At 70.0% G+C, this 26634-nt stretch carries 21 protein-coding genes, 2 tRNA genes and 1 pseudogene; 3 read left to right on the top strand and 21 right to left on the bottom strand.

Translation table 11 applies throughout. The annotated features are described in order from the left end of the window. From DY218_RS10660 to folC, 14 genes are all read right to left on the bottom strand, one after another. A partial coding sequence (locus DY218_RS10660) for a hypothetical protein (protein WP_147336134.1) occupies positions 1 to 282 on the bottom strand: 282 nt, incomplete at its 3' end. Between the two features lie 246 nt (positions 283 to 528). Then, positions 529 to 1374, bottom strand: a complete 846-nt coding sequence (locus DY218_RS10655) for a TIGR03936 family radical SAM-associated protein (RefSeq protein ID WP_128555706.1) — start codon at positions 1372 to 1374, stop codon at positions 529 to 531. A 115-nt stretch (positions 1375 to 1489) separates the two neighbouring features. Then, positions 1490 to 2713 carry a hypothetical protein gene (locus tag DY218_RS10650; RefSeq protein ID WP_128555705.1) on the bottom strand — a complete coding sequence of 408 codons (1224 nt, stop codon included), beginning with the start codon at positions 2711 to 2713 and terminating at the stop codon, positions 1490 to 1492. Between the two features lie 15 nt (positions 2714 to 2728). Then, on the bottom strand, positions 2729 to 3277 hold the full coding sequence (locus DY218_RS10645) for a GNAT family N-acetyltransferase (RefSeq protein ID WP_128555702.1): 549 nt from the start codon (positions 3275 to 3277) through the stop codon (positions 2729 to 2731). Positions 3278 to 3320: 43 nt separating this feature from the next. Continuing rightward, a complete protein-coding gene (locus DY218_RS10640) occupies positions 3321 to 5246 on the bottom strand; it encodes a TIGR03960 family B12-binding radical SAM protein (RefSeq protein ID WP_128555701.1) in 1926 nt (641 codons plus the stop codon). A gap of 103 nt (positions 5247 to 5349) precedes the next feature. Beyond that, complete coding sequence (locus DY218_RS10635) at positions 5350 to 6960, bottom strand: CYTH and CHAD domain-containing protein (protein WP_128555700.1); 1611 nt, start codon at positions 6958 to 6960, stop codon at positions 5350 to 5352. 61 nt (positions 6961 to 7021) lie between these two features. Beyond that, entirely contained in the window at positions 7022 to 8212 is a 1191-nt protein-coding gene (gene rodA / locus DY218_RS10630; protein ID WP_128555699.1) for a rod shape-determining protein RodA, read from the bottom strand. Then, complete coding sequence (gene mrdA / locus DY218_RS10625) at positions 8212 to 10392, bottom strand: penicillin-binding protein 2 (protein WP_128555698.1); 2181 nt, start codon at positions 10390 to 10392, stop codon at positions 8212 to 8214. The genes rodA and mrdA overlap by 1 nt, the downstream gene beginning before the upstream one ends. A gap of 108 nt (positions 10393 to 10500) precedes the next feature. Continuing rightward, positions 10501 to 11226 carry a rod shape-determining protein MreD gene (gene mreD, locus DY218_RS10620; protein WP_128555697.1) on the bottom strand — a complete coding sequence of 242 codons (726 nt, stop codon included), beginning with the start codon at positions 11224 to 11226 and terminating at the stop codon, positions 10501 to 10503. A 4-nt stretch (positions 11227 to 11230) separates the two neighbouring features. Further along, positions 11231 to 12259: a rod shape-determining protein MreC gene (gene mreC, locus DY218_RS10615; protein WP_128555696.1), complete on the bottom strand. Its 1029-nt coding sequence runs from the start codon at positions 12257 to 12259 to the stop codon at positions 11231 to 11233. Between the two features lie 72 nt (positions 12260 to 12331). Next, positions 12332 to 13351 carry a rod shape-determining protein gene (locus DY218_RS10610; RefSeq protein WP_128555704.1) on the bottom strand — a complete coding sequence of 340 codons (1020 nt, stop codon included), beginning with the start codon at positions 13349 to 13351 and terminating at the stop codon, positions 12332 to 12334. 337 nt (positions 13352 to 13688) lie between these two features. Then, positions 13689 to 14102 carry a nucleoside-diphosphate kinase gene (gene ndk, locus DY218_RS10605; RefSeq protein ID WP_128555695.1) on the bottom strand — a complete coding sequence of 138 codons (414 nt, stop codon included), beginning with the start codon at positions 14100 to 14102 and terminating at the stop codon, positions 13689 to 13691. A 79-nt stretch (positions 14103 to 14181) separates the two neighbouring features. Beyond that, entirely contained in the window at positions 14182 to 14547 is a 366-nt protein-coding gene (locus tag DY218_RS10600; protein ID WP_128555694.1) for a DUF4233 domain-containing protein, read from the bottom strand. A 5-nt stretch (positions 14548 to 14552) separates the two neighbouring features. Next, positions 14553 to 16121, bottom strand: a complete 1569-nt coding sequence (folC, locus tag DY218_RS10595; protein ID WP_407703598.1) for a bifunctional tetrahydrofolate synthase/dihydrofolate synthase — start codon at positions 16119 to 16121, stop codon at positions 14553 to 14555. 200 nt (positions 16122 to 16321) lie between these two features. Here folC and DY218_RS10590 point away from each other — a divergent pair, with 200 nt between their 5' ends. Then, positions 16322 to 17020: a hypothetical protein gene (locus DY218_RS10590; RefSeq protein WP_233521482.1), complete on the top strand. Its 699-nt coding sequence runs from the start codon at positions 16322 to 16324 to the stop codon at positions 17018 to 17020. A 78-nt stretch (positions 17021 to 17098) separates the two neighbouring features. Here DY218_RS10590 and DY218_RS10585 read toward each other — a convergent pair whose 3' ends face one another. Then, positions 17099 to 19720, bottom strand: a complete 2622-nt coding sequence (locus tag DY218_RS10585) for a valine--tRNA ligase (RefSeq protein ID WP_128555693.1) — start codon at positions 19718 to 19720, stop codon at positions 17099 to 17101. A gap of 327 nt (positions 19721 to 20047) precedes the next feature. On the opposite strand from DY218_RS10585, the gene DY218_RS10575 reads away from it, so the two are divergent. Further along, positions 20048 to 21049: a hypothetical protein gene (locus DY218_RS10575; RefSeq protein ID WP_128555692.1), complete on the top strand. Its 1002-nt coding sequence runs from the start codon at positions 20048 to 20050 to the stop codon at positions 21047 to 21049. 72 nt (positions 21050 to 21121) lie between these two features. Here DY218_RS10575 and clpX read toward each other — a convergent pair whose 3' ends face one another. From clpX to DY218_RS10550, 6 genes and pseudogenes are all read right to left on the bottom strand, one after another. Next, a complete protein-coding gene (gene clpX, locus DY218_RS10570) occupies positions 21122 to 22408 on the bottom strand; it encodes an ATP-dependent Clp protease ATP-binding subunit ClpX (RefSeq protein ID WP_128555691.1) in 1287 nt (428 codons plus the stop codon). Between the two features lie 158 nt (positions 22409 to 22566). Continuing rightward, positions 22567 to 23259: an ATP-dependent Clp protease proteolytic subunit gene (locus DY218_RS10565; RefSeq protein ID WP_128555690.1), complete on the bottom strand. Its 693-nt coding sequence runs from the start codon at positions 23257 to 23259 to the stop codon at positions 22567 to 22569. Positions 23260 to 23313: 54 nt separating this feature from the next. Continuing rightward, positions 23314 to 23919, bottom strand: coding sequence for an ATP-dependent Clp protease proteolytic subunit (locus tag DY218_RS10560; RefSeq protein ID WP_199566691.1), 606 nt, complete (start codon positions 23917 to 23919; stop codon positions 23314 to 23316). A gap of 633 nt (positions 23920 to 24552) precedes the next feature. Beyond that, a pseudogene (locus DY218_RS35000) lies at positions 24553 to 25344 on the bottom strand (trigger factor); the annotation flags it as partial. Position 25345: 1 nt separating this feature from the next. Then, a partial coding sequence (gene tig / locus DY218_RS34995; protein WP_233521480.1) for a trigger factor occupies positions 25346 to 25989 on the bottom strand: 644 nt, incomplete at its 3' end. 251 nt (positions 25990 to 26240) lie between these two features. Then, positions 26241 to 26317, bottom strand: a tRNA-Pro gene (locus tag DY218_RS10550). 213 nt (positions 26318 to 26530) lie between these two features. Between DY218_RS10550 and DY218_RS10545 the strand changes: the two genes are divergently transcribed. Next, positions 26531 to 26601 (top strand) — tRNA-Gly (locus DY218_RS10545). The last annotated feature ends 33 nt before the right edge of the window (positions 26602 to 26634 follow it).

The following is a 26634-nucleotide window of genomic DNA, read 5'->3' as shown; positions in this document are numbered from 1 at the left end:
CCGCGCGGGCGCGGCGGCCTCCGCCTCGGGCTCCGGGGTGGGCTCGGCAGCGGTCGCCGCTGCGACGGACTCGCCACCGGCAACGGCGGCGCCGGCCTCGTCCGGAAGGTCCTCCGGCTCCTGTCCGGCCTGTACGGCCGCCGCGGTGTCGGTCTCGGCCGCCACCGGCGGGCCTGCGGGGCGGGATGCGGCACGGCGCCTGCGGCGCGGCGGCAGCTTGTCGCCAGGTGCGTCGTTCTGTTCTTCGGCGTCCCCGGTCACGGGGTCGTTGGGCTCGAGCATGCGGGCGGTTCTCCCGTCGGGCTCCCGGGCGCCTCGCCCTGTCGGGTGACGTCCGCGGCCTCCGCGGATTGCGCGGGGCCGCCGTCCGACGGGCGTGGGCGCCGCACGGAAGCTTCATAGTCTTGGCTGTCTGGTCTCGCCGGTTCCCTACGCGATGTACGCACGGCCTGGCGAAAGTCTTGTGGTCAGTGCGCTGCCCGACCCTGGTGGCTCCCGAGTACGAGGGCTGCGCTACGACGTACGTCCCTACGCGGGGCCTTCCGGCACCTGCGCCGCCGCGGCGGTCAGCACGCCGCCTCCCGGGTCACCGGGAGATACGGTCTCGGCTGCCTCGCGGTCGGGCGCGAGCGGGTCGGTCACCGTGCCGGACTCCTCATCGAAAAGCCCCTGCGCCAGCCTGGTCACCGCTGCGGCGACCCGCGGCGCCAGGTCGGCCACAGCTCGGAGACCGGACAGGACGTCGTCGGGTCGAACGGCAGGCGTCACGTGCCGAACGACCAGGCGCAGTATCGCACAGCGCCCGTCCCCCGGCCTATTGATACGCCCGGCGTCAACCTCCGCCGCATCACCGGCCTCACCTGCACCACCGTCCGGGCCCGGACGAACCACCGCGAGCTCCGCGACCGCGGCGCGTGCGTCGAAGCTCCGCATGCCGTTCTTCGTACGGCGCTCGACCTCGACGGTCGCTGCGGCAAGGAAGGCCGCGACGGCGCGCTCCGCCTCCTCCTCGCCGACCCCGTCGAGCCTGAGCTCCCACACGGAGGCCTGCAGCCGGTCGGCCAGGCCCGAGGTCCGGGCCTCGACGGCGTCGGTGATGTCGATGCCGTCCGGCAGCGAGGCGTCGAGCAGCTGCCTGAGCGGCTCGGGGTCGCGGCGGTCGACGAGCGCGATCTCCAGGTACTCGGCCTCACTGCCCGTGCCGGTGGGGGCGGCATTGGCGTACGACACCTTGGGGTGCGGTGTGAAACCTGCCGAGTACGCCATCGGCACCTCGGCACGACGCAGGGCGCGCTCGAAGGCGCGCTGGAAGTCGCGGTGGCTGGTGAACCGGAGGCGGCCGCGCTTGGTGTATCGCAGTCGGATGCGCTGCACCGCGGGTGCGGGCGGCGGGCCTTCGGGCTGTCGCTTGCCCAGGGTCAAGTCTCCTCGTGTACGGCGGCCCATGGACCGCCCCCCGCATCGGCGGGGCTTCTCCGGCCGGACCCGGTCACCACCCCCGTACGGACGGGGACGGCACGGACTCGGACCTCTTTTCCAGAGTACGCGGCCCACCGTCCGGGAGTTCCCGCCGGGGCTCGGCAGTCGCGATCGGCTTCCGTGCCGGTCCCGGTCCGCCGAAGAGCATCCGCCGCACCTCGGCGCGTGCCTGCCGTGCGCTGTCGACGGCACTGGTCGCGGCCTGCCGTGCGGCACGGCCGGCGCTCCGGGCCGCACGGGCGGCCGGACGCCAGATGCCGTCCCGGACCAGGTGTCCGACCGGAGTGAGCACCGTCCTGTAGACCCTGCGGGCAGGTTCGACGAACGTCCAGCGCAGTACGAGTGCCAGGAATCGGCCCACGGCGCGTGAGACCCGGCCCGCGGCGCGCCAGGCATGCCCGAGCGCGTCGCCGACCTCCCGCGCCACGACGGCGAGTGCCCGGCCCAGGGGTACGAGAATCCACCGCCAGAGGAAAAGGGCGGGCAGCACGACCAGAATCCGCAGCGTCCAGTACAGGACCGCGCCGACCACGGCGAGCGCCGCCTTGCCGAGCCATCGGCACCCGTGCCCCATCGGAGTGAGCACGCGCGCGTAGAGCCACATCACCGGATGCACGATCAGCATCAGCCCGAGCCAGGCCAGTGCCCGTCCCGTAGGCACCACCACGTATCGCCACAGGCCCACCCACGGCCAGACGAACAACACCTTGGCCAGGTAGGACAGGCACGTGCCCAAGCCCCGGCACAGCAGGGCCGCCCCGGTCGCCAAGTGGCCGCCCGACCAGGCAAGGAAGTGCCCCATCGGAGTGAGCACGCGCGCGTGGAGCCACATCGCGGGCACCACGATGAGCACGTGGCCGAGCCGGGCCAGTGCCCGCCCCGTCGGCGCCACCACGTACCGCCACAAGCCCACCCACGGCCGGACGAACAACGCCCTGGCCAGCCAGACGCAGCCGGTGGCGAGGGCGCCGGCCAGAGGCTTCAGCGCCCGCTGCCACAGGAACACCGCGGGCAGCGCGAACAGCATCCGCCCCAGCCACGCGAGCCCGCGGCCGAACGGCAGCAGCAGCGTCCGTCCCACGAACCGTCCTGCGGAGGCCACCAGGTCCCAGACCATCCGGATCGGCACGACGAGCACCAGGACGATGATCCGCACCGGCAGCCGGACGGCCACCACCAGGCATCCCTCGCCCGGTGCGGTCGGCTCCCCGGATGCGCGCCCCTCGAGTTCCATACGCACGAGGACGCTTCACACCCCTCCCCGGATGCATCCGGCGCTCACCCAGTACCGCAGCTTCCCGCCCCGCACGTCCTCGAGGACCCCGCCGCAGCCCTCGATCACCTTGCGGGAAGGGGTGTTGTCGACGTCGCAGGTCACCAGGACCTCGTCGAGCCCGAGCGCCCGCGCGTACGGCAGTACGTCGCGCAGCATGGCCCGGGCATGGCCGCGGCGGCGCGCGGCGGGGCGTACGCCGTATCCGATGTGTCCGCCGAAGTCGCGCAGGAAGGCGGTGAGGCGGTGGCGGACCTGGATGCGGCCGAGGAAGGTCTCGCCGTCCACGTACCAGTACCAGGTGGCGGGCACGAAACCCGCCGGACGGGCGCCTTCTTCGCGGGCCTCGTCCTCGAGCGCCGCCACATAGCGGGCGAAGCCCCGGTCGGTGCGCCAGTCGTCGCCGTACAGGGTCAGCTCGCGCGCCAGGGTGTCGCCGAAGAACTCGTCCGCGGCGGCGAACTCCGCCATGGCGGCGACGAAGGAGATACGGAACCGGGGGTCGGGAGCGACGAGGCGAGGCATGGGCCCATGGTGCCGGGGCGCGGCAACGCCCCGGCAGCCGGGGCTACTTGACCACGGTCAGCGGGAGCAGCTTCTTGCCGGTCGGGCCGATCTGGATACTGGTGTCCATCTGAGGACAGACCCCGCAGTCGAAGCACGGAGTCCAGCGGCAGTCGTCGACCTCGGTCTCGTCGAGGGCGTCCTGCCAGTCCTCCCAGAGCCAGTCCTTGTCGAGTCCGGAGTCGAGGTGGTCCCAGGGCAGGACCTCCTCGTAGGTGCGCTCGCGGGTGGTGTACCAGTCGACGTCGACGCCGTAGGCGGGCAGGGTCTTGTCGGCGCAGGCCATCCAGCGGTCGTAGCTGAAGTGTTCGCGCCAGCCGTCGAAGCGGCCGCCGTCGTCGTACACGGCGCGGATGACCGCGCCGATGCGGCGGTCGCCGCGGGAGAGCAGGCCCTCGACAATGCCGGGCTTGCCGTCGTGGTAGCGGAAGCCGATGGAGCGGCCGTACTTCTTGTCGCCGCGGATCTTGTCGCGGAGCTTGCCGAGGCGCGCGTCGGTGTCCTCGGCGGAGAGCTGCGGGGCCCACTGGAAGGGCGTGTGCGGCTTGGGCACGAAGCCGCCGATGGAGACCGTGGCGCGGATGTCGCCCTTGCCGGAGACCTCGCGGCCCTTGGCGATGACGTTGGTCGCCATGTCGGCGATCTGCAGGACGTCCTCGTCGGTCTCGGTGGGCAGGCCGCACATGAAGTAGAGCTTCACCTGGCGCCAGCCGTTGCCGTAGGCGGTGGCGACGGTCCGGATGAGGTCCTCTTCGGAGACCATCTTGTTGATGACCTTGCGCATCCGCTCCGAGCCGCCCTCGGGGGCGAAGGTGAGGCCGGAACGGCGGCCGTTGCGGGTGAGCTCGTTGGCGAGGTCGACGTTGAAGGCGTCGACCCGGGTGGACGGCAGCGAGAGGCCGACCTTGTCCTCCTCGTACCGGTCGGCGAGGCCCTTGGCGATGTCGCCGATCTCGCTGTGGTCGGCGGAGGAGAGGGAGAGCAGGCCGACCTCCTCGAAGCCGGTGGCCTTGAGGCCCTTGTCGACCATCTCGCCGATGCCGGTGATGCTGCGCTCGCGCACGGGGCGGGTGATCATGCCGGCCTGGCAGAAGCGGCAGCCGCGGGTGCAGCCGCGGAAGATCTCCACGGACATCCGCTCGTGCACGGTCTCGGCGAGCGGGACGAGCGGCTGCTTCGGGTACGGCCACTCGTCGAGGTCCATGACGGTGTGCTTGGAGACGCGCCACGGGACGCCGGAGCGGTTGGGGACGACGCGGCCGATGCGGCCGTCGGGCAGGTACTCGACGTCGTAGAAGCGCGGGATGTAGACGTTCCCGGTCTTGGCGAGGCGGAAGAGGACCTCGTCGCGTCCGCCGGGGCGGCCCTCGGCCTTCCAGGCGCGGATGATCTCGGTCATGTCGAGGACGGCCTGCTCGCCGTCGCCGATGACCGCGGCGTCGATGAAGTCGGCGATGGGCTCGGGGTTGAAGGCCGCGTGGCCGCCGGCCAGGACGATCGGGTCGTCGAGGGTGCGGTCCTTCGACTCGAGCGGGATGCCGGCCAGGTCGAGGGCGGCGAGCATGTTGGTGTAGCCGAGCTCGGTGGAGAAGGAGAGGCCGAAGACGTCGAAGGCCTTCACCGGGCGGTGGCTGTCGACGGTGAACTGCGGGACCCGGTGCTCGCGCATCAGTTCTTCGAGGTCGGGCCAGACGCTGTAGGTGCGCTCGGCGAGTACGCCCTCGCGTTCGTTGAGCACCTCGTAGAGGATCATGACGCCCTGGTTGGGCAGGCCGACCTCGTAGGCGTCCGGGTACATGAGGGCCCAGCGGACCTCGCACTCGTCCCACGGCTTGACGGTGGAGTTGAGCTCTCCGCCGACGTACTGGATCGGCTTCTGCACATGCGGGAGCAGGGCCTCGAGCTGTGGGAAGACCGACTCGACAGACATCTCGCGAACCTTCGTGAGCGGGCTGGGGTGACCCCCAAGCCTAACGTGGCCGAGGGTCTTCCCATGACCCGCTCCGGGACGGCCGCCGGACCGGCCGGGTCCGTCAGACGACGAGTGCCCTGCCGATTGCGGCCCACCGGCCCGGCAGTTCCGCCTCGACGGCTGCGGCGGCCCGTTCCTCGCGGCCGTGCAGGACGCCGTACGTGAAGGAGTTCTCGCCCGCCGCGTGGGCCTGGGCGGCGAGGTCGCGCAGGGCCTCGCGGGCCATCACGCTGTCCTGGTGTTCGCCGAGCAGGGTCTGCAGGGCCTTGAGGTCGGTGACGAGGCGGCGGGCGGGTCTGCCGAGTGCGGGGGCGGCGGCCTCGGCGGCGTAGCGTGCGCGTTTGGCCTTCTTGCGGGCCTCGTGCAGCGCGGTGTCGCGTTCCTGGGTGGCGGGTGGGGCGGCGAGTGCTTCCTCGACGAGGGTGGCGAGGCGCTGGTAGTCGCGTCGTACGGCTCTGGTGAGGGCCGGTTCGGCGGGCTGCGCGGCCGCGTCCGTGAGGGGCGGGTCGGCGAGCAGGGCGTCGAGGGTGTCGAGCAGGTCGAGGTGCCTGCGGGAGTCGAGTACGGCTATGAGGTGGCGGCGGGAGCCGAGGCGGCGGGCGGCGGACCAGGTGCGCAGGCGGCCGCGTACCGGGCCGGTGACAAGGTTGCGCGGGAGGTCGGTGAGGGCTTCGCGGATGCGTTCGGTGAGGACTTCGCGGTCGCGGTCGATGCCGAGTTCGCCGGCCAGCCATTTGAGTTCGTCGCCGACGGGGTCGGTGATGCGGCGGTCGAGGATCTTGCCGTAGCTGCGCAGTGCGCTGCGCAGGCGGCGGGTGGCGACGCGCATCTGGTGGACGGAGTCGGGGAGGTCGCGGCGGGCGTCGGGGTCGAGGTCGACAAGGGCGTCGCGCTGGGTGCGGAGGTAGGCGAGGACGGCTGTGGCGGCGGGCTCGGCTTCGGCCTTCTCGGCTGCGACCTTCTTGCTCTTCGCTTTCCCGCCCTTGGACTTTGCCTTGGCCTTGGCCTTGGTCTTGGCCTCGGCCTTGGTCTTGTTCGCGGACTTCCGCTCCGGCCCCGGCTTCGTCCGCGGTTCCGTCTCCGCCAGTGCCCGCGCGAGCTTGGACGCCGAACCCGCCGGTACGATCCCGGCCTTGCGCAGCCGCTTGTCGACCCGGTCGAGGAAGGCCGGGTCACCCCCGTCGGCGAGTTCGACCTCGATCTCGGTCCAGGTGGCGGTCCCGGCGCCGTCGGGAGCCAGCCGTTCGGCGTGCACCGTGTCCACGGCGACCTCGGCGAGCAGCGCACCGTCGCCGTCCATGAGGTGCCGGACGTCGCGCGAGGAGCGCAGTCGTACGACGGGCAGCAGTTCCGCGGTACGGGTCCGGGACCGTACGAGGCCGGCGAGGGTGCGCGGCACGGTGGTGGTGAGGGGTGCGTGGATCTCGTCGCGTACGCCGTCGCCGACGGGGAGTTTGAGGTGCCAGCCCTCGTCGTCGCCGCCGGTGCGCCGGCGCAGGGTGCGGGCCGAGCGCGCGAGGCGCAGGTCGGCCGTGTCGTAGTAGGTGGCGTCGAGTTCGACGACGCCTCGGTCGACGACCGCCGCGACGGCGGCGATTCTGGTCAGGTCGGGCAGTGCGACGTCGGTTCCGGCTTCGTACTTCCGCTCGATCTCGCGCTTCGTCTCCGCCATGAAGTGAATTTAGTCGCGAATGGCGGCCGGTGGGAGTCCCCTCGGGCGCGGAAAGTGCTGATCAGGCGGACATCGGTCGTTGCACCTTGATCGACTGCAGCAGTCCCACGGCGATCCAGACGGCGAACATCGAGGTGCCGCCGTAACTGACGAAGGGCAGCGGCAGTCCGGCGACGGGCATGATGCCGAGGGTCATGCCGATGTTCTCGAAGGTCTGGAAGGCGAACCAGGCGATGATGCCGGCGGCGACGACCGTGCCGTAGAGCTCGGTGGTGTGGCGCGCGATGCTGCAGGCGCGCCAGAGGACCACGCCGAGCAGGACGAGGATCAGTCCGGCGCCGAGGAAGCCGAGTTCCTCGCCGGCCACGGTGAAGACGAAGTCGGTCTGCTGCTCGGGCACGAACTGGCCGGTGGTCTGGCTGCCTTCGAAGAGTCCGGTGCCGGTCAGGCCGCCGGAGCCGATGGCGATACGGGCCTGGTTGGTGTTGTAGCCGACGCCGGCCGGGTCGAGTGCGGGGTTGGCGAAGGCGGCGAAGCGGGCGATCTGGTAGTCGTCGAGCAGTCCGAGCTGCCAGACGGCGAGTGCGCCTGCGGTGCCCGCGCCGAGGAGTCCGAACACCCAGCGGTTGGAGGCGCCGGAGGCGAGCAGGACGCCGAGCACGATGACGGCCATGACCATGACCGAACCGAGGTCGGGCATGAGGAGCACGATCAGTATCGGGACGACGGCGAGGCCGAGTGCCTGCATGACGGTGCGGTGGTCGGGGTGGTCGCGGTCGCCCGCGTCGACCCGTGCGGCGAGCAGCATGGCCATGCCCAGGATGATCGTGATCTTCACGAACTCGGAGGGCTGCAGGGAGAATCCGCCGGGCAGTTTGATCCAGGCGTGGGCGCCGTTGATCGTGGTGCCGAGCGGGGTCAGCACCAGGAGGATCAGGAAGACGGACACGCCGTAGAGGATCGGTACGACGGTGCGCAGGGTGCGGTGGCCGAGCCAGATGGTGCCGATCATCAGGGCGAGCCCGATGCCGGTGTTCAGGACGTGCCGGATCAGGAAGTAGTACGGGTCGCCCTGGTTCAGTTCGCTGCGGTTGCGGGTCGCCGAGTAGACCAGGGCGGTGCCGATCATGGACAGGGCGATCGCGGCGAGCAGCATCGGCCAGTCCAGGCGCCGGGCCAGGGAGTCGCGGGCCAGGAGCTTGGACCAGGTGCCGCGTTCGGGTCCGTAGCCCGATACGGAGAAGCCGCCCATCAGTCGCGCCTCCCTGCCGCTGTGGCCGGGGGTCCGGCCGCCACGTTCTCCTCGGCGGGCGGTTCTTCCTCGGTCGGCACGTAGTCCTTGATCTTCGGCGGGTCGATGGAGCCGTCGGACTGGATCTTCGGCAGCGAGCTCTCGGGCTTGGGCAGCAGTGCCTTCTTCTTGTCCTGCTTGCCGTTCTCGTCGAGGCCGTACATCGCGTCGTAGATCTTGCGTACGGCGGGTCCGGAGGCGCCGGATCCGGTACCGCCCTGGGAGATGGTCATGATGACGGTGAAGTCCTTGGTGTACGTGGCGAACCACGAGGTGGTCTGCTTGCCGTAGACCTCGGCGGTACCGGTCTTCGCGTGCATCGGGATCTTGTCCTGCGGCCAGCCGCCGAAGCGCCAGGCGGCGGTGCCGCGGGTGGCGACGCCTTCGAGGGCACCGTCTATCAAGTCGCGGGTCTTGGCGTTCATCGGCAGCTTGCCGTGCGACTTGGGCTTGATCTCCTCGACGGACTTGCCGTCGGGGCTGACGACGGCCTTGCCGATGCTGGGGTCGTGCATGGTGCCGCCGTTGGCGAGGGCGGCGTAGATGGTGGCCATCTGGATGGGGGTGACGAGGGTGTCGCCCTGTCCGATGGAGTAGTTGACCGAGTCACCGGCGCGCATCTTCATGCCCTCGAGGCAGTTCTCGTAGGCGATGCGCTCGACGTAGTCGCCGTTCTTCTTGCCCTGCTTGCACCAGGCGTCCTTGTTGGCCTCCCAGTAGTCCTTCTTCCACTGGCGGTCGGGGACGCGGCCCTTGACCTCGTTGGGCAGGTCGATGCCCGTCTCCTTGCCGAGACCGAACTGGTGGGCGGTCTTGTAGAACCAGTCCTGGGCGCCCTTCTTGGGGGTGTTGCCGCCGTCCTTCTTCCACTGGTCGTGCGAAAGGCGGTAGTAGACGGTGTCGCAGGAGACCTCGAGGGCCTGGCCGAGGGTGATGCTGCCGTGGCCCTCGGACTCGAAGTTGGTGAAGGTCTGGCCGCCGATGGAGTACGAACTGGGGCAGGGGTAGCGGCCGTTGAAGTCGTAGCCCGCGTTCACCGCGGCCGTGGTCGGGATGACCTTGAAGATGGAGCCGGGGGCGGCCTGGGCCTGGATGGCGCGGTTCAGGAGCGGGTTGTTGGAGCCCTTGCCGGTGAGCTTGTCGTAGTCCTTGCCGGAGATGCCGCCGACCCAGGCGTTCGGGTCGTAGTCCGGGTTGGAGGCCATGGCGACGACGCGGCCGGTCTTGGACTCCATGACGACGACGGAGCCGGCGTCGGCCTTGTAGTTCCGGTTGGTGTTCTTGTCGAACTCCTTGCGGGCGTTCTTCATCGCCTCGTTGAGCTCGTACTCGGCGACCCGCTGGACCTCGGCGTCGATGCTGGTGACGATGTTGGAGCCGGGCTGGGCCCGGTCGCTCTGGGTCTTGCCCATCACACGGCCGAGCTTGTCGACCTCGTACGCGGTGACGCCCGCCTTGCCGCGCAGCTGCTTGTCGTAGGTCCGCTCGAGTCCGGATCGGCCGACCTGGTCGGAGCGCAGGTAGGGCGAGTCGGTGTTCTCGGACTCGGTGATCTCCTCGTCGGTGACCGGGGAGAGATAGCCGAGTACCTGGGCGGTGTTGGCCTTGCCGGGTGCGGTGTAGCGGCGTACGGCGGTGGGCTCGGCGGTGATGCCGGGGAAGTCCTCGGCGCGCTCGCGGATCTGCAGCGCCTGCTTGGCGGTGGCCTCGTCGGTGATCGGGATGGGCTGGTACGGCGAACCGTTCCAGCAGGGCTGCGGGGTCTTGGCGTCGCAGAGGCGGACCTTGTCGGCGACGTCCTTGGGCTTCATGTCGAGGACCTCGGCGAGCCGGGTGAGGACGGCGTCGCCGTCGTCCTTCATCTTCATCAGCTCGGTGCGGGACGCGGAGACGACGAGGCGGGTCTCGTTGTCGGCGAGCGGTACGCCGCGGGCGTCGAGGATGGAGCCGCGTACGGCGGGGTCGACGACGCGCTGCACGTGGTTGCCGTTGGCCTCGTCGGCGTACTCGTCGCCGTTGCGCACCTGGAGGTACCAGAGGCGGCCGCCGAGGGTGAGCAGCAGGGACAGCACGAGGATCTGCAGGATGATCAGCCGGATCTGGACCCGGGGGGTGCGCCCCGTCTCAGGGATGTTGGTCATGGGCGCAGCCCATTCGTTGGAAGGGTGGTGGTGGGAGACGGGTGGGAGTTGGTCATGGGCGCAGCCCATTCGTTGGAAGGGTGGCGGTGGGAGACGGGTGGGAGTTGGTCACAGCCGCTTGACCCCCTTGATGCGTCCGGCGCGGGCCACCTTGGACTTGGCCGTCTTGCCGCGCAGTCCGCCGCCGCGGAGCCCGCCGCCGGAGCGCAGTGCGCTGCCGCGCAGACCTCCGCCGCGCTGGCTGCCGATCCGCATCGAGGAGCCGGCCGTGAGCCAGCCGGTGGAGACGCCGCCGGCCTTGGAGCCGCCGCCGCTCGTCTCGCCGAGCGGATCGTTCTCCACTCGTCTGGCCAGCGCCATCACGGCGGGTACGACGAACGGCGCAAGCAGTAGGTCGTACAGGGTGGCGGTGAACAGCAGGCTGCCGAGCCCGACATGGCGTGCGGCGGTGTCGCCGACGAGGGCGCCGACGCCGGCGTAGAGCAGTGTCGAGCCGATCGCGGCGCCGACGACCACGGCCATCGGTCCGGTGGCGGTGCGCACCTGCCCGGACTCCGGCTTGACCAGTCCGGCGAGGTAGCCGATGACGCACAGGACCAGGGCGTACCGGCCGGCCGCGTGGTCGGCGGGTGGTGCCAGGTCGGCGAGGAGTCCGGCGCCGAAGCCGATGAACGCGCCGCCGACGTGGCCGTAGACCATCGCGAGGCCGAGCACGACGAGCAGCACCAGGTCGGGGGTGGCGCCGGGCAGATGAAGTCGGGAGAGGACGCTGACCTGGATCACCAGGGAGACGACGACCAGGACGGTGGACAGGAGCATCCGGTTCACTCGCATCAGATCACTCCTGGTCGTTCTGCGGCGGTGCGCCGCCGTCGTCCTGCGGCTGGGCGCCTGCGCCGTCGCCGTCCTGCGGCTGTCCGTCGGCGCCGTCCTCGGGCTGCTCGCCGTCGGGCGGCGGTGCGCCGGGGGTGACGGTGACGGTCACGGTGGGCGTCGGCTTCGGCTTCTTGGGCTCCGGCAGGACCTTGTCGCGCGGGTCGGTGCGGGGGGCCTCCACGACGACGCCGACGATGTCGAGCTGGCTGAAGGCGACGTACGGCTTGACGAAGACGTTCCGGGTGAGGTCGCCGCCGGAGGGGTCGACGCGGGCGACGGTGCCGACGGGCACCCCGGGGACGAACGGCTTGTCGGCCTGCGAGCCGAAGGTGACGAGCCGGTCGCCCTTCTTGACCTTCGCCTTGCCGTTGAGGAGCTGCACCGAGATGTTGCGGTCGCCCTGGCCGGTGGCGAAGCCCAGTTCGTCGTTGCCCTCCATGCGGGTGCCGACGGTGAAGTCCGGGTCGTTGGCGAGCAGTACGGTCGCGGTGTTGGGGCCGACGGTGGTGACGCGGCCGACCAGTCCGTCGCCGTTGAGCACCGTCATGTCGCGCTTGAGGCCGTCGTTGGCACCGGAGTCGATGGTGACGGTCCAGGAGAAGCCCTGGGCCGCTCCTATCGCGATGACCTGGGCGCCCTTGATGCCGTACTGGCCGGCTCCGGCGGTCTTGAGCATCTTGTCGAGCTGCCGGACCTTGCTGCGGTTGCGGTCGTCGCTGCCGAGCTTCGCCTTCAGCGCCGCGTTGTCCCGCTCGAGTTCGGCGATGCGGTTGTGCCGCTCGCCGGAGTCACGGACGGCGGAGATGGCGTTGCCGATCGGGTCGACGGCGGCGGAGACGCCGTTCTCCACAGGGCCGAAGACGGTCGCGGCGGCCTGCCGGGCACCGTCGACCGGAGACTCCTCGCCGCCCCGGATGTCCACCGTGATCAGTGCGAACGCGATGGCGACCAGCAGCACCAGGAGCAGCCGGCTCTCTCGTGTGTCCCTCACGTGCGGCGGCCGTGCCTTCCTCATCGGAATGGTGATCTTGCCTGTGTTGCAGGACCCGGGACGGGTCCCCCGTCATCTGCGCGGTGAGGCGTCGAGCACCTGCTGCAACGCCTCGAACTCCTCCACACACTTGCCGGATCCGAGCGCCACCGAGTCGAGCGGGTCCTCGGCGATGTGGATCGGCATGCCGGTCTCGCGGCGCAGCCGTTCGTCGAGGCCGCGCAGCAGGGCGCCGCCACCCGTGAGAACGATGCCGCGGTCCATCACGTCACCGGAGAGCTCCGGCGGGCACTTGTCGAGGGTGGTCTTGACCGCGTCGACGATCGCGTTGACCGGCTCCTCGATGGCCTTGCGGACCTCGGCGGCGGAGATCACCACGGTCTTGGGGAGTCCGCTGACCAGGTCGCGGCCGCGGATCTCGGTGTGCTCGTCGGAGTCCATGTCGTACGCCGAACCGATGGTGATCTTGATCTGCTCGGAGGTGCGCTCGCCGAGGAGGAGCGAGTACTCCTTCTTGATGTGCTGGATGATCGCATTGTCCAGCTCGTCGCCGGCGACGCGGATGGACTGTGCCGTGACGATTCCTCCCAGCGAGATCACGGCGACCTCGGTGGTGCCGCCGCCGATGTCCACGACCATGTTGCCGGTGGCCTCGTGGACCGGGAGGCCGGAGCCGATGGCGGCCGCCATGGGCTCCTCGATGATGTGCACCTGGCGGGCGCCGGCCTGGGTGGTGGCCTCGATGACCGCGCGGCGCTCGACTCCGGTGATGCCGGAGGGCACGCAGACGACGACGCGGGGGCGCGCGAGGTAACGGCGCTTGTGGACCTTGAGGATGAAGTAGCGGAGCATCCGCTCGGTGATCTCGAAGTCGGCGATGACGCCGTCCTTCAGCGGGCGGACCGCGACGATGTTGCCGGGGGTGCGGCCGATCATCTTCTTCGCTTCGGCGCCGACCGCGAGGATGCCACCCGTGTTCGTGTTGACGGCCACGACCGACGGCTCGTTGAGTACGATCCCTCGCCCTCTGACGTACACGAGCGTGTTGGCGGTCCCGAGGTCGACAGCCATGTCACGGCCGATGAACGACATGTTGGTTCCCATCAGGAGCGTCTGGCCTTCCCAAGTGGAGCGTTTGATGGCTGGTTAGGTCGGGAGTTCGAGCACAGTGGCGTGAGGTGTACATCGTAGTCTCGCCTGCACGGACACGGCGCGAGGGTCTCCGCCATTGTCAGCAGATGATTCGCCGCCCCGCTAATGGGGACGAGCCGACGGAAGGATGCGTTCCCCCGATCGGCCTGCATATGCGCGTGACCTGGGGATGCCGCGGAATTCGCGGCCACCCCAGGTCACGGACCAGGCAATTCTGACGATGCCTCAGAAGACGGTCACCGGCGGAAGCCCGGGAATGCGTGATCGTTCGCCGGAATCAGAAAAGTCCGGGGAAGAAAATCTTGAGCTCGCGCGCGGCGGACTCCTCGGAGTCCGATGCGTGGATCAGATTCTCCCGGACGATGGTGCCGAAGTCGCCGCGGATCGAACCGGGCGCGGCGGCGATCGGGTCGGTCGGACCGGCGAGCGCGCGCACCCCCTCGATGACCCGCTCGCCGTCGACGACCAGCGCGACGACGGGACCGGAGGCCATGAACTCCATGAGCGGCTCGTAGAAGGGCTTGCCCTGGTGCTCGCCGTAGTGCTGCTCCAGGGTGTCCTGGCTCAGGGTGCGCAGCTCCAGCGCCTGAATCGTCCATTCGGCCTTGCGCTCGATGCGGCCGACGATCTCACCGATCAGACCGCGGCGTACGGCATCGGGCTTCAGCAGGACGAGGGTGCGCTGGCTCATGTGCGACTCCAAAGCAAGGTACGTGAATCTCGGTGGGACTCAGGCGATTCGTGGGATGAGGCGACGATACCCGGGGCGGCTACGCGGCGTTACCTTCGGGTTCGCCGACGGCCTCCGCCTGCGCCGCGAAGCGGGCCTTCGCCTCGTCCACCTTGCGGCCGAAATGCACCGACGCCCACCAAAGACCGGCGAAACAGACGCCGAGGAAGAACATCGTCGGCACCACGAATCCGCTGAGCACGAGTGCGCCCTGCAAAGCCCAGCCGAGCTGCACACCGCCGGGCCTGGTGATCACTCCGCAGAGCAGGATGCACAGGACCATCGCGACACCGGACACCGTCCACACCGTGGCCATCGACAGATCCGGGTCCTTCATCGCGACGAGCCCCGCGAATCCGATCACGAAGAATTCACCGATCAAGGTGGAAGCACACAGCGTACGCATCGAATTCAGCCCCTCCCCAGGAGCAGTCGGGCCTCGCCGACCGTGATGACGGAACCGGTGACCAGGACGCCACCGCCCGCGTACTCGCCTTCTTCCTCGGCCAGGGTGACGGCGGCCTCCAGGGCGTCGTCGAGACGTGGTTCGACCTGGACCCGGTCGTCGCCGAACACCTCGACGGCGAGTGCGGCCAGGGCGTCCACGTCCATCGCGCGGCCGCTCGAATTCTGTGTCACGACGATCTCCGCGAAGATCGGCTCGAAGGCCTCGAGCAGCCCGCGCACGTCCTTGCCGTCGCTGGCGCCGACCACGCCGATCAGCCGGCTGAAGTCGAAGACCTCGCCGATCGCCGCCGCGGTGGCCCGTGCGCCGGCGGGATTGTGCGCGGCGTCCAGGACGACCGTCGGCGAGCGGCGCACCACTTCGAGCCGGCCGGGCGAGACGACCGCGGCGAAGGCCTGCCGGACGGTGTCGATGTCGAGCGGCTCGGGGCGCTGCGCGCCGACGCCGAAGAACGCCTCCACGGCGGCGAGGGCCACCGCCGCGTTGGCCGCCTGGTGGGCGCCGTGCAGCGGCAGGAAGACACCCTCGTACTCGCCGCCGAGTCCGCGCAGGGTGACCAACTGGCCGCCGACGGCGACCTGTCGGGACACGACGCCGAACTCCATGCCCTCGCGGGCCACCGTGGCGTTCACCTCGACGGCCTTCTTCAGCAGGACCTGTGCGGCGTCGACCGGCTGCTGGGCCAGGATCACCGTGGCGTCCTGCTTGATGACCCCGGCCTTCTCCTCCGCGATCGCGGCGGGGGTGTCGCCGAGCCGGTCGGTGTGGTCGAGGTCGATGGGGGTGACCACGGCGACGTCCCCGTCGATCACATTGGTCGCGTCCCAACTGCCGCCCATGCCGACCTCGACGACCGCCACATCGGCCGGGGCGTCCGCGAAGGCCGCGTACGCCATGCCGGTGAGCACCTCGAAGAACGACAGGCGGTACGGCTGCTGCGCGTCCACCATCTCCACGTACGGCTTGATCTCGTCGTACGCCTCGATGAAGCGCTCGGCGCTGATCGGCGCGCCGTCCAGGCTGATCCGCTCGGTGATCGACTGGACGTGCGGCGAGGTGTACCGGCCGGTGCGCAGCTCGAAGGCGCCGAGCAGCGCCTCGATCATGCGGGCCGTGCTCGTCTTGCCGTTGGTGCCCGTGATGTGGATCGACGGGTATGCGCGCTGCGGCTCGCCGAGCACGTCCATCAGGGCGGCGATGCGGTCCACCGAGGGCTCGAGCTTGGTCTCGCCCCAGCGGGTGGCGAGATCGGCCTCGACGGCGCGCAGCGCTGCGTCCACCTCCGGGTCCTCGGGGCGGGCCGGGATGTCGCCCGAGGGCGGGCCCGACTGGGTGCGCAGGGTGCGGCTGCCGGCCTCGATCACCGCGAGGTCGGGGTCGCGGTCGGTGGCCTCGCCGACGATCTCGTCGAACTCGTCGATCTCGTCGATCTCGTCGATCTCGTCGGGAGAACGGCCGTCGGGGTCGTCGGATCCGCCGTCGTGCGGGCTGTCGTGCGGGGGGAGCTCACTCACGGGGCCAGTCTACGGACGTACGCCGACACTCTCCCCCGCCGCCCGGCCGGCACCTCGGTGAGCGTCCGGCACCGTGGCGATCGCCCGCGCGGGCCGGGCTCCGGAGCATCTGACCTTATTGAGTGATTCTCGAGTGATCGACGGCCGTTCTCGGCGAGGCAGGCAGGCCACGGGGCCACTGCAACCGGTCCAATGCGGACATGTGGTACGCCCAGCACCCCGGCCGACGCACGCGGCAGCTCGTCGGCGACACCTCCGTAGCGCTGTGGGTGGCCCTGTGGGCCGCACTCGCGGTCGGCGCCCACCGTCTCGTCCGGCTGCTCGCCCGGCCGGGCGGAGGCGCGGCGGCCGGTGACGCCCGGCTCGACCGGGCCGGGGACTCGGCCGCCAGGGTGCCCTTCGTCGGTGACCGCCTGGAGGACGCGCTGCGCGGTGTGGCCGGGGCGGGCGGCCGGCTCGCGGGCCGCGGCGACGGGCTCCTCGTCGATGTCGCCGCGGCGGCCTGCGCCGGCCTGGTGTTCGTGGTGCCGACCGGGTTCGTGCTCGCCGTCTGGCTGCCCCGGCGGCTGCGCTGGATCCGGCAGGCGCAGGCCGCGCACGAGCTCGCGGCCTGCGAGGACGGGCGTGAACTGCTCGCCCTGCGCTCCCTGATGCGCCCGCTCGACGAGGTGGCCCGTACCGCCGCGGCGCTGCCCGACAGCACACCGGGAAGCCTCGCCGAGGGCTGGCGTGAGGGCGACCCGGACACTCTGGACGCGCTCGCGGAGGCGGAGTTGGTACGGCTCGGGCTCGACCTCCGGCCGGTCCCGTACGAGACCGCGGCTCCCCCGGTCCCCGCGCCGGCCGGACCGCTGGCCGGATCTGCCGGACCCGAACCGCTCGCCGCGGCCCGGACCTGAGACCGCGCACACTGGCGCCCTGCCGCCTCCTTCTCGGAGGTGACAGGGCGCCCGTGTGTGATGCGGGTGCGCGGTCGGTCAGGCCGCCGGGAGGTTCTCCAACTGGCGGCCGATGCGCTCGATGTCCGCCTCGGCCTTGGTGAGCCGGCCGCGGATCTTGTCGACGACCTGGTCGGGGGCCTTGGCCAGGAACGCCTCGTTCCGCAGCTTGGCCTCCGCCTGGGCCTTCTCCTTCTCGGCGGCGCCCAGGTCCTTGGTGAGGCGCTTGCGCTCGGCGTCCACGTCGATCGTGCCGGACAGGTCGAGGGAGACCGTGGCGCCCGAGACCGGCAGGGTCGCCGTGGCATGGAAGCCCTCGCCCTCCGGCTGCAGTCGGAGCAGCTGGCGGATGGCCGCCTCGTGCGGGGCGAGCGCCGTGCCGTCGAGGGCGAGCCTGGCCGGGACCTTCTGACCGGGCTGCAGGCCCTGGTCGGAGCGGAAGCGCCGGACCTCGGTGATGACCTGCTGCAGCGTCTCGATCTCCCGCTCGGCCGCCTCGTCGCGGAAGCCGCTGTCGGCCGGCCAGTCGGCGACGACCAGGGACTCCTTGCCGGTGAGCGTGGTCCACAGCGTCTCGGTGACGAACGGGACGACCGGGTGAAGCAGCTTCAGGGTGACGTCCAGGACCTCGCCGAGGACCCGCTTGGTGTCCTCGGCCTCCTGACCGCCCTCCTGGAAGGTGGTCTTGGTCAACTCCACGTACCAGTCGAAGACTTCGTCCCAGGCGAAGTGGTACAGCGCCTCGCTGAGCTTCGCGAACTGGTAGTCCTCGTAGAGTCCGTCGACCTCCTCGACGATCTCGCCGAGCCGGGACAGGATCCACCGGTTCGTCGCCGACAGGCGCTCGGCGGGCGGGAGTTCGCCCTCGACCGTGGCGCCGTTCATCAGGGCGAAGCGGGTGGCATTCCAGATCTTGTTGGCGAAGTTCCGGGAGGCCTGGACCCAGTCCTCGCCGATCGGGACGTCGGTGCCCGGGTTGGCGCCGCGGGCCAGCGTGAAGCGCAGCGCGTCGGAGCCGTATGTGTCCATCCAGTCGAGCGGATTGACCGCGTTCCCGAAGGACTTGGACATCTTCTTGCCGAACTGGTCGCGGACCATGCCGTGCAGGGCGATGGTGTGGAACGGCGGGGTGCCGTCCATCGCGTAGAGGCCGAACATCATCATCCGGGCGACCCAGAAGAACAGGATGTCGTAGCCGGTGACCAGGACCGAGTTCGGATAGAACTTCGCGAGGCTCTCGGTCTGCTCGGGCCAGCCGAGCGTGGAGAACGGCCACAGGCCGGACGAGAACCAGGTGTCCAGGACGTCGTTGTCCTGCGTCCAGCCCTCGCCGCTCGGCGGCTGCTCGTCGGGGCCGACGCAGACGACCTCGCCGTTCGGCCCGTACCAGACCGGGATGCGGTGGCCCCACCACAGCTGGCGCGAGATGCACCAGTCGTGCAGGTTGTCGACCCAGTCGAAGTAGCGCTTCTCCATCTCCTGCGGGTGGATCGCGACCCGGCCGTCGCGGACCGCGTCACCGGCGGCCTTCGCGAGCGGGCCGACCTTGACCCACCACTGCATCGAAAGGCGCGGCTCGATGGTCGTCTTGCAGCGCGAGCAGTGGCCGACGGAGTGGGTGTACGGGCGCTTCTCGGCGACGATGCGGCCCTCGGCGCGCAGCGCGGCGACGATCGCCGAGCGGGCCTCCAGGCGGTCAAGGCCCTGGAAGGGGCCATGCGCCGTGATGATCGCGTGCTCGTCCATGACCGCGATGTTGGGCAGGCCGTGCCGCTGGCCGATCTCGAAGTCGTTCGGGTCGTGGGCCGGCGTCACCTTGACCGCGCCGGTGCCGAACTCGGGGTCGACGTGCTCGTCCGCGACGATCGGGATACGGCGGCCGGTGAGCGGCAGTTCGATCTCGGTGCCGACCAGATGCCGGTAGCGCTCGTCGTCCGGGTGGACGGCGACGGCGGTGTCGCCGAGCATCGTCTCGGCCCGGGTGGTGGCGACGACCAGGGCGTCGTCGCCCTCGCCGTAGCGGATGGAGACCAGCTCGCCGTCGTCATCCTGGTACTCGACCTCGATGTCGGAGATCGCGGTCAGACAGCGCGGGCACCAGTTGATGATCCGCTCGGCGCGGTAGATCAACTCGTCGTCGTAGAGCCGCTTGAAGATGGTCTGGACGGCCTGCGAGAGGCCCTCGTCCATGGTGAAGCGCTCGCGGGACCAGGCGACGCCGTCGCCGAGGCGCTTCATCTGGCCGGAGATCTGGCCGCCGGACTCGCCCTTCCACTGCCAGACGCGCTCGACGAAGGCCTCGCGGCCCAGGTCGTGGCGGGACTTGGACTCCTTGGCGAGCTCGCGCTCGACGACGTTCTGGGTGGCGATGCCCGCGTGGTCCATGCCGGGCTGCCACAGCGTCTCGTACCCCTGCATGCGCTTGCGGCGGGTCAGGGCGTCGATCAGCGTGTGCTCGAAGGCGTGGCCGAGGTGCAGGCTGCCCGTGACGTTCGGCGGGGGGATGACGACCGTGTACGGGGGCTTGTCGCTCTTGGCGTCGGCCTCGAAGTAACCCCGTTCTACCCAGCGCTCGTAGAGCGGCCCCTCTACATCGGCCGGAGCGTAGGTCTTCGGCAGTTCGGAGTCGGGCGCGGGCTGAAACGCTGAGTTCTCGGTCACGCCGCACAGTTTAGGCCGTCCCCGCGGAGCCCCGCACAGCGCTCACGGCGCCCGGCACGCTCCCCCAGCCTTCGGCCGGGGGTGCCCCCACTCGCCGCACCGCCCGAAAGCCCAAGTACGTCCAGTACGAGGACTTCCGGCCGGCGCACCGAGAGCGCGCACCGGACACCGCGAGCGCCGCACGGGGCTCCGCGGGCACGACCTGCCGTCACAGTCCCGTCCCGAAACCGGATTCTTCGGTAACGGTGTGACCCCCGCTGTCCCGTACTGCGTCTTCTTCCGCCAGGATGTTCGGACGACATAAGCGTTCGGAGGGGAACCCACGCAATGAGCTACAACCAGCCGGGCCCGTACGGCGGCCAGCCCCAGCAGCCCGGGCCCTACGGCCAGCAGGGCCCCTACGGCCAGCAGCCGCAGGCACCCCAGCCCGGCTACGGCTACCCGCAGCAGGCCCCGCAGGGCGCACCGCAGCAGGGTGGCTACGGTCAGCAGGGCGGCTACAGCCAGCCGCAGCAGCCCGGCCCGTACGGCCAGCAGCCGCAGCAGCCCTACGGCCAGGACCCCTACGGCCAGGTCCCGCCGCCCCCGCCGGGCGGTGGCGGCGGCAAGAAGACCGGCCTCATCGTGGCGGCCGCGGTGGTCGCCCTCGCCCTGGTCGGCGGCGGCATCTACCTCGCGACGTCCGGCGGTGACGACGACAACGGCGGCGGCAAGAACGTCAGCAGCGGTGGCGGTGGCGGCGACATCAAGGACGATGGCCCGCACAAGCTGACCACGCCGGCGACGCTGCTGTCGGAGTACAAGAAGGGCGACGGCAGCAACGGCGGCAGCGGCCCGGGCGACGCCGACGACATGAAGAAGGCCGACGAGTGGGGCGTCAAGGACCCCGTCAGTGTGAGCGCCACCTACCAGGCCGGCGACAAGGACAACCCGATGACGCAGCGCATGCTGACGTTCGGCGGTGTCTACGGCAAGGTCGCCGACCCGGAGAAGGCCGTGGACGCGCTCTTCGCCCAGATGAAGACGGAGTCGCAGTCGGGTGGCTCCGATGAGGACATCAACCTGATCGGCGAGCCGAAGGCCTACGAGCCCTCGTCCCTCGACGGCGCCGTCCTCAAGTGCCAGCAGGCGAAGATGGACAACGACCAGCCGTCCGCAGGCGAGCCGAAGTCGATGACGATGACCTTCTGCGCCTGGGGCGACAAGAGCACCATCGGCCTCGTACTCCCGATGGACTTCGCCGACCTGGCCGCCGAAAAGGTCGCCGACCCGGCGGACGTCGCCGAGACCACCGCCAAGGTCCGCAAGGAGGTCCGCGTCAAGAAGTGACGTGGACGGCACGGCGTACGGCAGAGGGGCCCCGGTCGGTCGACCGGGGCCCCTCTCGCGTGCTCGGGGTGGCTACGCGCTCTTCTCCTGCGGGCCTTCCTTCTTTCCGACGATGCGGGGCACCAGCGTCGGGTTGACGTTGGAGTGCACCACGTCGGGGGTGATGACCACGCGGGCGACGTCCTTGCGGGACGGCACTTCGTACATCACCGCCTGGAGGACCTCCTCCATGATGGCGCGCAGTCCGCGCGCACCGGTCTGACGGAGGATGGCCTGGTCGGCGATCGCCTCCAGCGCCTCGCGCTCGAAGTCCAGCTCCACGCCGTCGAGTTCGAAGAGGCGCTGGTACTGCTTCACCAGGGCGTTGCGCGGCTCGACGAGGATCTGCAGGAGCGCCTCGCGGTCCAGGTTGTGCACCGAGGTGATGACGGGGAGGCGGCCGATGAACTCGGGGATCATCCCGAACTTCACCAGATCCTCCGGCATCACGTCCTCGAACTGGTCCTTCTCCGCGAGCTCCCGCTTCGAGTGGATCGTCGCGCCGAAGCCGATGCCCTTGGCGCCCGCCCGGCCCTCGATGATCTTCTCCAGGCCGGCGAAGGCACCGCCCACGATGAACAGCACGTTCGTCGTGTCGATCTGGATGAACTCCTGGTGCGGGTGCTTGCGTCCGCCCTGCGGCGGTACGGAGGCGGTGGTGCCCTCGAGGATCTTGAGCAGTGCCTGCTGGACGCCTTCGCCGCTGACGTCACGCGTGATCGACGGGTTCTCGCTCTTGCGGGCGACCTTGTCGATCTCGTCGATGTAGATGATGCCCGTCTCGGCCTTCTTGACGTCGTAGTCCGCGGCCTGGATGAGCTTCAGGAGGATGTTCTCGACGTCCTCGCCGACATAGCCCGCCTCCGTGAGTGCGGTGGCGTCGGCGATGGCGAACGGGACATTCAGCATCCGGGCCAGGGTCTGGGCCAGAAGCGTCTTGCCCGAGCCGGTCGGGCCGAGCAGCAGGATGTTGGACTTGGCCAGTTCGATGGCGTCCTCACGGCCGGCCGAACCGCCGTTCTCCCCTGCCTGGACCCGCTTGTAGTGGTTGTACACCGCGACCGAGAGGGCCTTCTTCGCGGCCTCCTGGCCGACGACGTAGCCCTCGAGGAACTCGTAGATCTCGCGAGGTTTGGGCAGTTCCTCCCAACGCACCTCGCTGGTCTCGGCGAGCTCTTCCTCGATGATCTCGTTGCAGAGATCGATGCATTCGTCGCAGATGTACACACCGGGGCCTGCGATGAGCTTCTTGACCTGCTTCTGGCTCTTTCCGCAGAACGAGCACTTGAGCAGATCGCCGCCGTCACCGATGCGTGCCACGAGGTGCTTCCCCTTCGCCTGGGAGACGCCCTTGGGACGGTCTCCTGGTGCCTCAATCTCCGACGGTACCTTGCCCGGCCCCTCGTTCGGGCCCCCCTTGGCGCGGTTCGCTGAAGGAGCGGACCGCGCCGAGGGAAGGCAGTTACTGCTGGGTCGGGTCAGACCGAGGCGTTGTTCATCTTCCGGGTGGAGATGATCTGGTCGATCAGGCCGTACTCGAGGGCGTCCTCGGCGGTGAGGATCTTGTCGCGCTCGATGTCGTCGCGGATCTTCTCCAGCGGCGTCGTCGAGTGCTTGGCGAGGAGCTCCTCGAGCTGCGAACGCATCCGCAGGATTTCGTTCGCCGCGATCTCGAGGTCGGAGACCTGGCCGCGGCCGGTCTCGCTGTACGGCTGGTGGATCAGCACGCGGGCGTTCGGCAGCGCCATGCGCTTGCCCGGGGTGCCGGCCGCGAGCAGGACCGCGGCGGCCGAGGCGGCCTGGCCCATGCACACCGTCTGTACGTCCGGCTTCACGAACTGCATGGTGTCGTAGATGGCCGTGAGCGCGGTGAAGGAGCCGCCGGGGCTGTTGATGTAGACCGAGATGTCACGGTCGGGGTCCATCGACTCCAGGCAGAGCAGCTGCGCCATGACGTCGTTGGCCGAGGCGTCGTCGATCTGGACGCCGAGGAAGATCACCCGCTCCTCGAAGAGCTTCGCGTACGGGTCGTACTCACGCACGCCCTGCGAGGTGCGCTCCACGAAGCGCGGGATCACGTAGCGGGACTCGGCCTGCGGACCGCGGTACTCGCCGGAGGCGGAGTCGGCGCGCAGCCTGTCGTAGAGGCCGCTGCCGGGGAAGTCGTTCACTGTGAATCTCCTGAAGGTGTCGGCGTCGGGGCGAGAGCCTGTCGAATAGGGGGCTCAGGCCCCGGTGCCGCCGCCGCCCGGCATGCCGGCCGCGGTGGGCATGATGTCGTCGATGAGGCCGTACTCCTTGGCCTCCTGCGGGTCGAACCAGCGGTCGCGGTCGGAGTCCCGGGTGACCTGCTCCACGGACTGCCCGGTGTGGTGCGCGGTCAGCTCCGCCATCCGCTTCTTGGTCAGCAGCAGGCGCTCCGCGTGGATCTTGATGTCCGAGGCGGAGCCGGCCAGGCCGGCCGAGGGCTGGTGGATCAGGATCTCCGCGTGCGGCAGCGCGAAGCGCTTGCCGGGGGTGCCCGCGCTGAGCAGGAACTGGCCCATCGAGGCGGCCATGCCCATGGCGATGGTCACCACGTCGTTCTTGATGTACTGCATGGTGTCGTAGATCGCCATGCCGGCCGTGATGGAGCCGCCGGGGCTGTTGATGTAAAGGAAAATGTCCTTGTCCGGGTCAGCGGCGAGAAGCAGCAGCTGCGCGGTGATCTTGTTCGCGATGTCGTCGTCCACGGGCTGGCCGAGGAAGATGATCCGCTCGTTGAGCAGCCGGTTGTAGACCTGGTCGCCGAGACCACCACCGATGGAGGGCTCGCCGGCGGCGGAGGGCATCAGATTCGTCACGTATCCACCTGCTCGTCTTACGACGGCGCCGGGCCGTCTCACGTCTTCTGCGGGCTCGGGGCCCGTGCGCTCGCCGCTTCTGCGGCGGTTCGGGGGCTCCCCTGCCCTCGTAGTTATGGACCCTAACGCGCGGGTCCCTCCGGTGAATCCCGAGGAGGCAGCTGTTCGCTGTGAGCGCAGGGTGGCCTCCCGGCGGGGTACGGGTGAGGGCCGGGCGCCTCGGCGCCCCGCGCCCCCTCGCTCACCCAGCCCCTTCGGCGCTGCCCATTCCGCCCTTCCGGCGCTGCCCATCCAGCCCGTCCGGCGCTGCCCATCCAGCCCCTCCGGCGTTTGACGAGCGGGGTCCGGGGCAGCGCCCCAATCAGCCCCTCCGGCGCCTGAGGAGCGGGGTCCGGGGCGGAGCCCTGGAAGCCACGTGCCTTGACCGCCGGTCAAAAGATGTCCTCAAACGCCGGACGGGCTGAGAGAGTGCCCGCCGGGCTGACTTTGGTGCCCGACGGGCTGAAGTGGTCCAGGGCAGCCTGGAGATGGCGCCGGACGGCTGCAGGGGGTAACGACGAACCCCCACCCCCGCGCGGAAGCGCGGTGGGCAGGGGTTCGGGGCGCAGCGGGCCGAGTCGGTCAGGACTCGTTCTTGGCCTCGGCCTCCGCCTCGGCGGCCTCCGCGGACTCCGCGGACTCGTCGGCCGTGGCCGACTCCGCCGACTCGTCCTCGTCCGAGAGGTCCACGACCTCGCCGTTCGTGTCCTTGACCGTGGCCGCCTCGACGACCACCGCGAGGGCCTTGCCGCGGGCGACCTCGCCCACCAGCATCGGCACCTGGCCGCCCTCGACGACCGCCTGGGCGAACTGGTCGGGGCTCATGCCGGAGGACGCCGCACGCCGCATGAGGTGCTCGGTGAGCTCCTCCTGGCTGACGTTGAGCTTCTCCTTGTTGACGAGCTCGTCGAGGACGAACTGCGTCTTGATGCCCTTGACCGCCTGCTCCTTGGTCTCGGCCTCGAACTCCTCGACCGTCTTGCCCTGGATCTTCAGGTAACCCTCGAGGTCGAGGCCCATCTGACCGAGCTGGTGGTGCTCCAGGTTGTGCTTGCGGGTGCCGACCTCGTCCTCGAGCAGCTTCTCGGGGACGGGCACCTCGACCAGCTCGAGGAGCTTGTCGAGCACGCGCTCCTGGGCCTGGGTGGCCTGGTCGTACTGCTTCATGTTCTCGAGGCGCTTGCGGCTGTCCGCCTTCACCTCGTCGAGCGTGTCGAACTCGCTGGCCAGCTGCGCGAAGTCGTCGTCGAGCTCGGGCAGTTCACGGGCGGCGACCTGCGTCACCTTGACCGTGACCTCCGACTCCTTGCCCTCGGCGCTGCCGCCCTTGAGCTCGGAGGTGAAGGTGGCCTCGCCGCCGGCCTCGAGACCGGTNGTGAAGGTGGCCTCGCCGCCGGCCTCGAGACCGGTGACGGCCTCGTCGATGCCGTCGAGCAGCTCGCCGGAGCCGATCGTGTACGAGACGCCGCTGGCGACGCCGTCCTCGAGGACCTCGCCGTCGACCTTGGCCTCCAGGTCGATGGTGACGACGTCACCTTCGACGGCGGGGCGCTCGACCGGGCTGGTGGAGGCGAAGCGGTCACGCAGCTCGTTGACCGACTTCTCGACGTCCTCGTCGGTGACCTCGACCGCGTCGACCTCGACCTCGATGCCGGAGTAGTCCGGGATCTCGAGGGAGGGGCGGACGTCGACCTCGGCGGTGAAGTTCAGCGTCTCGCCGTCCTTCAGCTCGGTGATGTCGACCTCGGGCTGACCGAGGACGTTGAGCTCCGCCTCGTTCACCGCTTCGGTGTAGAACTTCGGGAGCGCCTCGTTGACGGCCTCTTCGAGGACCGCTCCGCGGCCGAACCGCTGGTCGATGACGCGGGCCGGGATCTTGCCCTTGCGGAAGCCCTTCACCGTGACCTGCTGGTTGATCTTCTTGTACGCCGCGTCGAGGCTGTCCTTGAGCTCCTCGAAGGGCACCTCGACAGTGAGCCGAACCCGGGTCGGGTTCAGGGTCTCCACGGCGCTCTTCACGGTTCGGTCTCCTTGATGGCTGACTTCTGGGATTGCTGAGCCAAAGACTTCGTGAGCCAGACAGCTGCAGCGGATTGGTCGCCCGGGAGAACTTCAGACATGAGACACACGGGCGCGCAGCTTGCATAGTAACCGCAGCAGGTACCCGCCCCAAAAGGCGATCATGACCCTGCCGCCACCGGAGAGGGTGGGCGGTCCGCCGTGCGGGGCGAGGGCCTCGGCCGGCCCCGCGTGGGCGCGAAATACGCAGGTGGTCGGGGTGGCGGGATTTGAACCCACGGCCTTCCGCTCCCAAAGCGGACGCGCTGCCAAGCTGCGCCACACCCCGTCGGTGCGACACGTAGGGTACATGCCCGCCGTCGGTACCGGCCCCGCATTTCCGGGCCGGTGGGGAGCGGGCTCCCGAGCGTGGTCGGGGGCATCGCGGGGAGCGGGAAAGGCGGTGTGCACCGCGGGGGTGTGACCCGCTACGATGCTTCCCGTACCGCGGTCCCGTGGTCGGCGCCTTCGGGCCCGGCCGTACGGTCTGCGGTGTGTTCGTGCGGGCGTAGCTCAATGGTAGAGCCTCAGTCTTCCAAACTGATTACGCGGGTTCGATTCCCGTCGCCCGCTCTCACACGATCCGGCCCGGCCGGGACCTCGAGG

It is taken from the genome of Streptomyces triticagri, assembly GCF_003429565.1.
In the GTDB taxonomy this organism is placed as follows: Bacteria; Actinomycetota; Actinomycetes; order Streptomycetales; family Streptomycetaceae; genus Streptomyces; species Streptomyces triticagri.
The sequence above is the reverse complement of the archived record's forward strand: the minus strand, read 5'-3'. Positions and strand labels throughout refer to the sequence as shown.

Coding starts and splice junctions, on each gene's coding strand:
- DY218_RS10650 (WP_128555705.1), bottom strand. CDS start 2,713: ATGGAACTCGAGGGGCGCGCATCCGGGGAGCCGACCGCACCGGGCGAG.
- DY218_RS10645 (WP_128555702.1), bottom strand. CDS start 3,277: ATGCCTCGCCTCGTCGCTCCCGACCCCCGGTTCCGTATCTCCTTCGTC.
- DY218_RS10640 (WP_128555701.1), bottom strand. CDS start 5,246: ATGTCTGTCGAGTCGGTCTTCCCACAGCTCGAGGCCCTGCTCCCGCAT.
- DY218_RS10635 (WP_128555700.1), bottom strand. CDS start 6,960: ATGGCGGAGACGAAGCGCGAGATCGAGCGGAAGTACGAAGCCGGAACC.
- rodA (WP_128555699.1), bottom strand. CDS start 8,212: ATGGGCGGCTTCTCCGTATCGGGCTACGGACCCGAACGCGGCACCTGG.
- mrdA (WP_128555698.1), bottom strand. CDS start 10,392: ATGACCAACATCCCTGAGACGGGGCGCACCCCCCGGGTCCAGATCCGG.
- mreD (WP_128555697.1), bottom strand. CDS start 11,226: ATGCGAGTGAACCGGATGCTCCTGTCCACCGTCCTGGTCGTCGTCTCC.
- DY218_RS10610 (WP_128555704.1), bottom strand. CDS start 13,351: ATGTCGTTCATCGGCCGTGACATGGCTGTCGACCTCGGGACCGCCAAC.
- ndk (WP_128555695.1), bottom strand. CDS start 14,102: ATGAGCCAGCGCACCCTCGTCCTGCTGAAGCCCGATGCCGTACGCCGC.
- DY218_RS10600 (WP_128555694.1), bottom strand. CDS start 14,547: ATGCGTACGCTGTGTGCTTCCACCTTGATCGGTGAATTCTTCGTGATC.
- DY218_RS10590 (WP_233521482.1), top strand. CDS start 16,322: ATGTGGTACGCCCAGCACCCCGGCCGACGCACGCGGCAGCTCGTCGGC.
- DY218_RS10575 (WP_128555692.1), top strand. CDS start 20,048: ATGAGCTACAACCAGCCGGGCCCGTACGGCGGCCAGCCCCAGCAGCCC.
- DY218_RS10560 (WP_199566691.1), bottom strand. CDS start 23,919: ATGCCCTCCGCCGCCGGCGAGCCCTCCATCGGTGGTGGTCTCGGCGAC.